The organism is Pedococcus sp. P2_E5, assembly GCF_056403895.1.
On the sequence record NZ_JBFUEP010000074.1, the window covers coordinates 1 to 6,702 of the forward strand.

Sequence of the window (6,702 nt, forward strand, 5' to 3'; positions counted from 1 at the left end):
CCTCCGTAGGACAGGAACGGCATGGTCAGGCCGGTCAGCGGGATGACCCGGGTGACGCCGCCGACGACGACGAAGCACTGGAGGGCCACCGAGAACGCCAGCCCGGCGGCGAGCAGCTTGCCGAAACCGTCGCGCACTCCGAGCGCGGTCCGCAGCCCGCGCTCGACCAGGAGCACGTAGAGCACCAGGAGTGCGAACAGGCCGATGAGGCCGAGCTCCTCGCCGAAGCTCGGGATGATGAAGTCCGACTCGGCGAAGTAGGTGAGGTCGGGACGCCCACGACCCAGGCCCGTGCCGAGCAGGCCACCGGCGGCCATGCCCATCAGGCCCTTGGCCACCTGGTCCGACTGGTCGGGGGCGAACGGGTCGAGCCACAGGTGCACCCGCTGCTGGACGTGCCCGAACAGGAGGAAGGCGAGATAGGCCCCGCCGCAGAACAACGTCATGCCGATGGCGATCCACGAGGTGCGTTCCGTGGCGACGTAGAGCATGGACACGAACAGCCCGAACAGCAGCAGCGACGAGCCGAGGTCCTTCTCGAAGACGAGCACGAGGAGACTCAGCACCCAGGCGACGATGATCGGCCCGAGGTCCCGGCCCCGCGGGAAGGTGAACCCGAGCACCTTGCGCCCTGCGAGCGACAGTGCGTCGCGGGTCTGCACGAGGTAGCCGGCGAAGAACACGGCGAGCACGATCTTGGCGACCTCACCGGGCTGGAACGTGAACGGCCCCAGCCCGATCCAGATCCGTGACCCGTTGACGGTGCGACCGATGCCGGGGACCAGCGGCAGGATCAGCAGCCCGAAACCGACGACGGCGGCGGTGAACGTGTAGCGCCGCAGCATCCGGTGGTCGCGAAGGAACCACAGCACGACTGCCGCGATCGCCACGGCCAGCGCACTCCAGGTGAGCTGGCGCAGGGCCAGGCCTTCGCTGATGTCACGTCCTTCGGCGATGTCGAGGCGGTGGATCATGACCAGCCCCAACCCGTTCAGCAGCGTGACGATCGGGAGGAGGAGGGGGTCGGCATACGCCGCCTTCCACCGCAGCAGCAGGTGGAAGGCGACGGAGATGACGAGCAGGCCGGCACCGTGCGTGACCAGGCCCGGGGGGAAGGCGCCCGAGACGGAGAGCCCGACGTTGACGTAGGCCAGGACAACGATGCTCACGGCCAGCAGGAGCAGCACCAGCTCGACGTTGCGGCGGGTGCGGGGGGCGAAGCTCGAAACGGTGGTCATCTCGTCGTCGTGGTCGCAGCCGTGGTCGGCGCCGTGGTGGTGCTCGTGGTCGTGGAGGGCGTCGGGGTGCTGGAGTCGTCACAGGCGCCGCCGGTGGCCCGGCTCGCCGCGCACCGAAGTGCGTCGGTGCGCAGGCGGTTGAGCAGGGCCCGCGCGTCGGCCAGCGAGTCCTTGGCGATGGTCTGCTGCACCTGCTGGCGCTCGAAGTCGGGGAGGTCGGCCACGAGGACGTCGGACTGCGTCTCGACGTGAGACAGCTTGACCGGTCCGAGGTCCTGCGAAACCCCTTGGTAGATGGCGACATTGCCCTGGTGGGCACCCACGAAGTACTGGTGCTGGGACCAGGCGTACGCGGCATACGCGCCACCGCCGAAGACGATGAGCACCAAGCCGAGCAGGGCGAGGCGACGCAGCCACCGGGCTGGTCCGGAGGCGGGCCCCTCTTCGGCGAGGGTGACGTCCTGGCCGTCCTCGTCATCGCTCTGACCCGCGGCCTCGCGGGACAGGGCAGCGGCCTTCGCCGCGGGGGTCACCGGGATCGGTCGGGTGCCACTCCGGGTGCGGGTGGCGGCCGCCCCGACGATCTGGGGCTGGGTCGGCGGCGCGGTGACCTTGGTGAGGTCGACGACGTCACCGATGACGATCGTGACGTTGTCGGGGGCGCCGGCCTTGAGGGCGAGGTCCACGAGACGCTCGGCCGTGGGTCCCGGGGCCTGTCCGGCGAGGACCATCTCGGCGATGGTGTCGCCGGCGACGTAGTCGGTGAGGCCGTCGGACGCGATGAGGTAACGGTCGCCGATGCGGGCCTCGCGGACGGTCACGTCGGGCTCGTCGTCGTGCTGTCCGGTGAGGACCCGGGTCACCAGTGAGCGTTGCGGGTGCCCGATGGCCTCGTCCTCGGTGATCCGTCCCTCGTCCACGAGGCTCTGGACGAAGGAGTGGTCCTTGGTGATCTGGGTGAGCTTGCCCTCGCGGGCGAGGTAGGCCCTGGAGTCGCCGATGTGGGCGAGGACGAGCTTGTTGTGGGACCGCAGGATCGCGATCAGCGTGGTGCCCATGCCCTGCAGCGCCGGCTCGGCCTTGGCGATCTCGGCGAGCTGGTGGTTGGCAGCCGTGATCCGTTGCAGCAGAGCCGAACTCGCCTCACTGCTGCCCAGGGCCTCACCATCGAGGTCGACGAGCGCGCCGATCACGGTGGACGACGCGATGTCACCGCCGGCGTGCCCGCCCATGCCGTCGGCCATCGCCAGCAGGCGCGGCCCGGCATAGCCGGAGTCCTGGTTCTCCGAACGGACCATGCCGACGTCGGAGCGCGCGGCGTAGTGGAAGGCGAAGGGCATCGTCGTGGCTACCTAACGCCGCAGCTCGATGACGGTCTTGCCGATCCGCAGGGTGCTGCCTGCTTCGACCCGGACGGGGCCGGTCAGTCGTTCCGTGCCGACGAAGGTGCCGTTGGTGGAGCCGAGGTCCTCCACGAACCAGGCGTTGTCGCGGTGGAAGATCCGGGCGTGGCGGCCGCTCGCGAAGTCGTCGTCGAGGATCAAGGCGCACTCGGGGTTGCGACCGATGATCGTGCCGGCCTGACGCAGGGGCAGGCTGGTGCCGGTGAGTGGCCCCTGGGTGACCACGAGGGAGTGCGGCACGGTGGAGTGGGGTTGCCGCTTGGCCGGCTTCGCGGGCGCGGCCGATCGGGAGTCGGGCTGCCGGGCTGCGGGCGCGGGCTTGCGAGGCGTGCGACTGACGACGCGGGTGCCGTAGATGTCTCCGCGGAGCACACCGACGACGCTGAAGACGAAGATCCACAGGAGGACGAGCAGCCCGAGGCGGATGATCGTGAGGGTGAGTTCACTCATGCGTGGCGTTCACCGCCGCCCGGCGCGGTAGATGACGGAGGTGCGCCCCACCGTGATCCGGTCCCCGTCGGACAGGCGCTGACTGGTGATGCGTTCGCTGTTGACGAACGTGCCGTTGGTCGAGCCCATGTCGCGGATGCTCGCGACGAGGTGCGGCCCGTCGTTGGTCACGCGAATCTCGCTGTGCTGCCTGGAGATTCCCGGGTCGTCGAGGATGATGTCGGCGCTGTCGTCGCGGCCGAGCACGGTCATGGCGCCCATCAGCGGGTAGCGCTCGCCGTCGACGTCCAGCCACGGGCGATCGGCCGGGTTGACCCGGCGCTGCTGGGCCGGCGGGGGGACGGGAGCCTGTCGTTGCGTCGCCTCCAACCCGTCGTCCTCGGTATGCCGTGGGCGTGCGGCCGGCGTGGGCGCGGGCGGTGCGGCGGGGCTGGGAGCCGGCGTCGCGGCATACCCCTCCTCGCCCCGCTTGGGGGCGGCTCCGGGCCGCCGGGCGGTGGAGGTGCGGAGGCGGAAGACCCCGGTCTCGAGGTCGTTGGCGCTCGCGAAGTTCACCTGCAGGGGACCGCCGGGCTGGTAGCGCTGGGACTCGGCGTGCTCCTGGGCGGCGGCGATCAGCTCGTTCTCGAGCTCCTCGTCGTAGCCACCGAGCCGCTCGTAGTCGGTGTCGGAGAGCTCCACGGTGAACAGGTTGGGCACGATGGTCCGGCCCTGGCCGAGGACGGCGGCGCGGTCGTCCATGGCGCGGCGGATCGCGGAGGCGATCTCCACCGGCTGGACCTCGGACTTGAAGGCACGGGCGAAGGCACCGTTGACGGCGCGTTCGAGGCGTTGCTCGACCCGGTCGAACAGACCCACTGCTCGCACCTCCTCACCTGTTGCCCTGCGATGTCTGGTCACGTCTGCTCCCGATCGTAACGGGCTGGTCTGGGCAGACTGGTCATGCGCGCCGCGTCGAAGGGGGCCGACGGTCCTCGTGGCCACGTCCTCAGGGGCGCGAGGGGCCAGTTTGGCGAACGCGGGGGGCGTACGCCACAATTGGCCGTTCCCACGCGCGAGTGGCGGAACGGCAGACGCGCTGCGTTCAGGTCGCAGTGTCCGAAAGGGCGTGGGGGTTCAAATCCCCCCTCGCGCACACAACGAAGAAGGACCCCCAACGCTTTGTCGGGGGTCCTTCTTCGTTGTGTGCAGGCCACGGCTGGGACGTCCGTGCCTACTATCTCCGCATGGATATCGCAGTTCTCGGCACCGGCGCCGTCGGCCGGGCGATCGCCGGCCGACTCGACGAGCTGGGCCACTCAGTCGCGATCGGCACGCGTGACCCTGCGGCGACCACGGCCCGGGTCGACCCCGACCAGATGGGCAACCCACCCTTCGGGACCTGGCACGCCGCTCACCCCGGCGTGGAGCTGACCACCTTCGCCGACGCCGCAGCCGGGGCCAGCCTGGTCGTCAACGCCTCCTCCGGTGCGGTCACGTTCGACGTCCTCGACCGTGCCGGAGCCGACAACCTCAAGGGCAAGGTGCTGCTCGACATCGCCAACGCGTTGGACTTCTCGGCCGGCTTCCCGCCCACCCTGTTGGTCAAGGACACCGACTCCCTGGCCGAGCAGGTGCAGCGCGCGTATCCCGGGGCCAAGGTCGTCAAGGCCCTCAACACCCTGACCGCCTCGCTGATGGTCGACCCCCAGTCGCTCGGTCAGTCGAGCACCGTCTTCGTGTCGGGTGACGACGCGGACGCGAAGGCCCAGGTCGTCGAGCTGTTGGAGTCCTTCGGGCACGACGACGTCATCGACCTCGGCGCGTTGGAGACCGCTCGCGGTGCCGAGATGCTCCTGCCCCTGTGGCTCCGCCTCATGGGTGCGCTGGGCACGGGGCAGTTCAACTTCAAGGTCGTGCGCTGACCCGAGGTCGTTGCCTAGCCCGTCTCCTGCTCGTGGGCCTCCCGGTAGGCCTTGAGCAGGCCACCCCGCGCCCGGAAGTTCAGCGCGGCGGCCGCATTGGGGTTCAGGCCCATCCTGGCGGCCGCCACACCCAAGGGCTCGCCCAGCACCACGGTCCGCCACAGGATCTCCCGCCATCGGGGCGGGAGGGTCGCAAGCACATCCATCATCACGCTGTGCTCCACGAACGCCTCGGCACCATCGGGCTCCGCATTGTCGAGGACGTCAGGGTCGTCGACCAGGAACTCCCGGGCGCTCCGGCGGATTCCGTCGACGTAGAGGTTGCGGATCGTCGCGACCAGATAGGGGCGGAACGCGCGCTGCGGACCGGCCCCGTGGAGGATGGCCACGAGCACCTTGGTGAAGGCCTCGGAGACGAGGTCCTCGGCCACCCCGTGCCCGGCGATGCCCCTCGCTGCCCTCAGCGCCGACGCGTGGTAGCGCGTGTACAAGGTCGCCGTGGCGGTCTCGTCGCCCGCCCTGACCGCCTCGATCAGGGCCGCGTCAGCCTCCTCGACGTCAGCATCGTGCTGCGCGACGTCGGCATCGTGCAGCGCGGCGTCAGCATCGTGCCGCGGGGCGGCCTCGGTGCTGCGCGGGGGTTGTGGCGCGCCCCGACCGAGGGGTAGCGATGGCATCAGGTCCTTCCTCGTCAAGGCGTCCGGAAGGGTCCGGGACGGCGGGGAGTCCGCGGCTGCTCCGGCGGTGGTGGTTGCCGATAGCCGCGCGGCGGGGCTAGGTTCTGGACTGGTTGTTGAGCGTCTGCAGGGGTGGCGGGCCGGTACGCAAGCGGACGGCATACCGACCCCGGGCACCCCGGAAGGGGAGGACGGGTGAGGCAACCAGCTCGAGGGGGCGATGGTCGCCGCACCCGCCTCCGGCATGTCGACCCGGGCCGTCTGGGGATTCAGGCTGCGGCCGGTCGACACGTTGTGCAGTCTCTGTCGAGTTGTGGACCAGCCGTGGTGCTGACGGACAACTCCAGCGTGGCTGCCGAGAACTCCCCACACACGGGGGGAAATACCTGTCTTGGTGCCACGGCGGTGCGGGCCGCTGTGGGTACCTGGACGGGTGGGGAGACAACTCGATGCAGGGGGATCAGGAGATGCCGGACCAGGAGTCGGTAACCACGCGGGCGCCGTCAGAGGAGACGGTGGCGTCGTGGCGCTTGTTGATGACCGTCCTCGCACGGTCGATGAACGTGAAGCTGGGGCTCGTGACCCGGTGCACGGATGACGGTGGGATCGAGATGACCGCACCCAGCCTCGACCAGGGCTACTACGACCCGGGCGAGCGGCTGAGTCTCGAGCCGGGCCTGCTGTGCGAGTACGTCATCACCCGTCAGGCAGAGCTCGTGGTGGCAGACAGCCGCAGCGAGGCGGAGTGGGTCGAGAACCCCGACGCGCGACTCGGGTTGCTGGCCTATCTCGGGTTCCCTGTCTACTGGCCCGACGGTGCCGTCTTCGGGACCATCTGCGTCCTGAACGACGAACCCCGCGACTTCAGCCAGGCCGATCGGCGGCTGTTGCTGTCTGCCCGCGACGCGATCCACGACTCGCTGGGCGTGGCCAGCGCGACGGCGGGGTGGCAGGGCGTGGGCCAAGGCGTGGACCAGGGTGTCGACCAGGGCGCCGATCGAGCCGCCGAGCAAGCCGCTGAGCACGGTGG

General features: G+C 70.0%; 7 protein-coding genes and 1 tRNA gene. 3 read left to right on the forward strand and 5 right to left on the reverse strand.

The annotated features are described in order from the left end of the window. From AC1DVZ_RS18490 to AC1DVZ_RS18505, 4 genes are all read right to left on the reverse strand, one after another. Window positions 1–1,238, reverse strand: a 1,238-nt coding sequence (locus AC1DVZ_RS18490) for an FtsW/RodA/SpoVE family cell cycle protein (RefSeq protein WP_477619662.1), incomplete at its 3' end; no start/stop codon positions are given. Next, window positions 1,235–2,578: a PP2C family protein-serine/threonine phosphatase gene (locus AC1DVZ_RS18495; protein ID WP_477619664.1), complete on the reverse strand. Its 1,344-nt coding sequence runs from the start codon at window positions 2,576–2,578 to the stop codon at window positions 1,235–1,237. The genes AC1DVZ_RS18490 and AC1DVZ_RS18495, both read right to left, overlap by 4 nt. A gap of 12 nt (window positions 2,579–2,590) precedes the next feature. After that, window positions 2,591–3,091 carry an FHA domain-containing protein FhaB/FipA gene (locus tag AC1DVZ_RS18500; RefSeq protein ID WP_477619665.1) on the reverse strand — a complete coding sequence of 167 codons (501 nt, stop codon included), beginning with the start codon at window positions 3,089–3,091 and terminating at the stop codon, window positions 2,591–2,593. A 9-nt stretch (window positions 3,092–3,100) separates the two neighbouring features. Beyond that, on the reverse strand, window positions 3,101–3,949 hold the full coding sequence (locus tag AC1DVZ_RS18505) for an FhaA domain-containing protein (protein WP_477619666.1): 849 nt from the start codon (window positions 3,947–3,949) through the stop codon (window positions 3,101–3,103). 194 nt (window positions 3,950–4,143) lie between these two features. Between AC1DVZ_RS18505 and AC1DVZ_RS18510 the strand changes: the two genes are divergently transcribed. Both AC1DVZ_RS18510 and AC1DVZ_RS18515 read left to right on the forward strand, forming a co-directional pair. Beyond that, a tRNA-Leu gene (locus AC1DVZ_RS18510) sits at window positions 4,144–4,226 on the forward strand. Between the two features lie 91 nt (window positions 4,227–4,317). After that, a complete protein-coding gene (locus tag AC1DVZ_RS18515; RefSeq protein WP_477619668.1) occupies window positions 4,318–4,995 on the forward strand; it encodes an NADPH-dependent F420 reductase in 678 nt (225 codons plus the stop codon). A gap of 14 nt (window positions 4,996–5,009) precedes the next feature. Here AC1DVZ_RS18515 and AC1DVZ_RS18520 read toward each other — a convergent pair whose 3' ends face one another. Then, complete coding sequence (locus AC1DVZ_RS18520; protein WP_477619669.1) at window positions 5,010–5,672, reverse strand: RNA polymerase sigma factor; 663 nt, start codon at window positions 5,670–5,672, stop codon at window positions 5,010–5,012. Window positions 5,673–6,139: 467 nt separating this feature from the next. Between AC1DVZ_RS18520 and AC1DVZ_RS18525 the strand changes: the two genes are divergently transcribed. After that, on the forward strand, window positions 6,140–6,702 hold a 563-nt coding region (locus AC1DVZ_RS18525; protein WP_477619670.1), incomplete at its 3' end, for a GAF domain-containing protein.

Excerpts from the sequence above, each read along its gene's own strand:
- AC1DVZ_RS18495 (WP_477619664.1), bottom strand. The coding sequence starts at position 2,578 with ATGCCCTTCGCCTTCCACTACGCCGCGCGCTCCGACGTCGGCATGGTC.
- AC1DVZ_RS18500 (WP_477619665.1), bottom strand. The coding sequence starts at position 3,091 with ATGAGTGAACTCACCCTCACGATCATCCGCCTCGGGCTGCTCGTCCTC.
- AC1DVZ_RS18515 (WP_477619668.1), top strand. The coding sequence starts at position 4,318 with ATGGATATCGCAGTTCTCGGCACCGGCGCCGTCGGCCGGGCGATCGCC.
- AC1DVZ_RS18520 (WP_477619669.1), bottom strand. The coding sequence starts at position 5,672 with ATGCCATCGCTACCCCTCGGTCGGGGCGCGCCACAACCCCCGCGCAGC.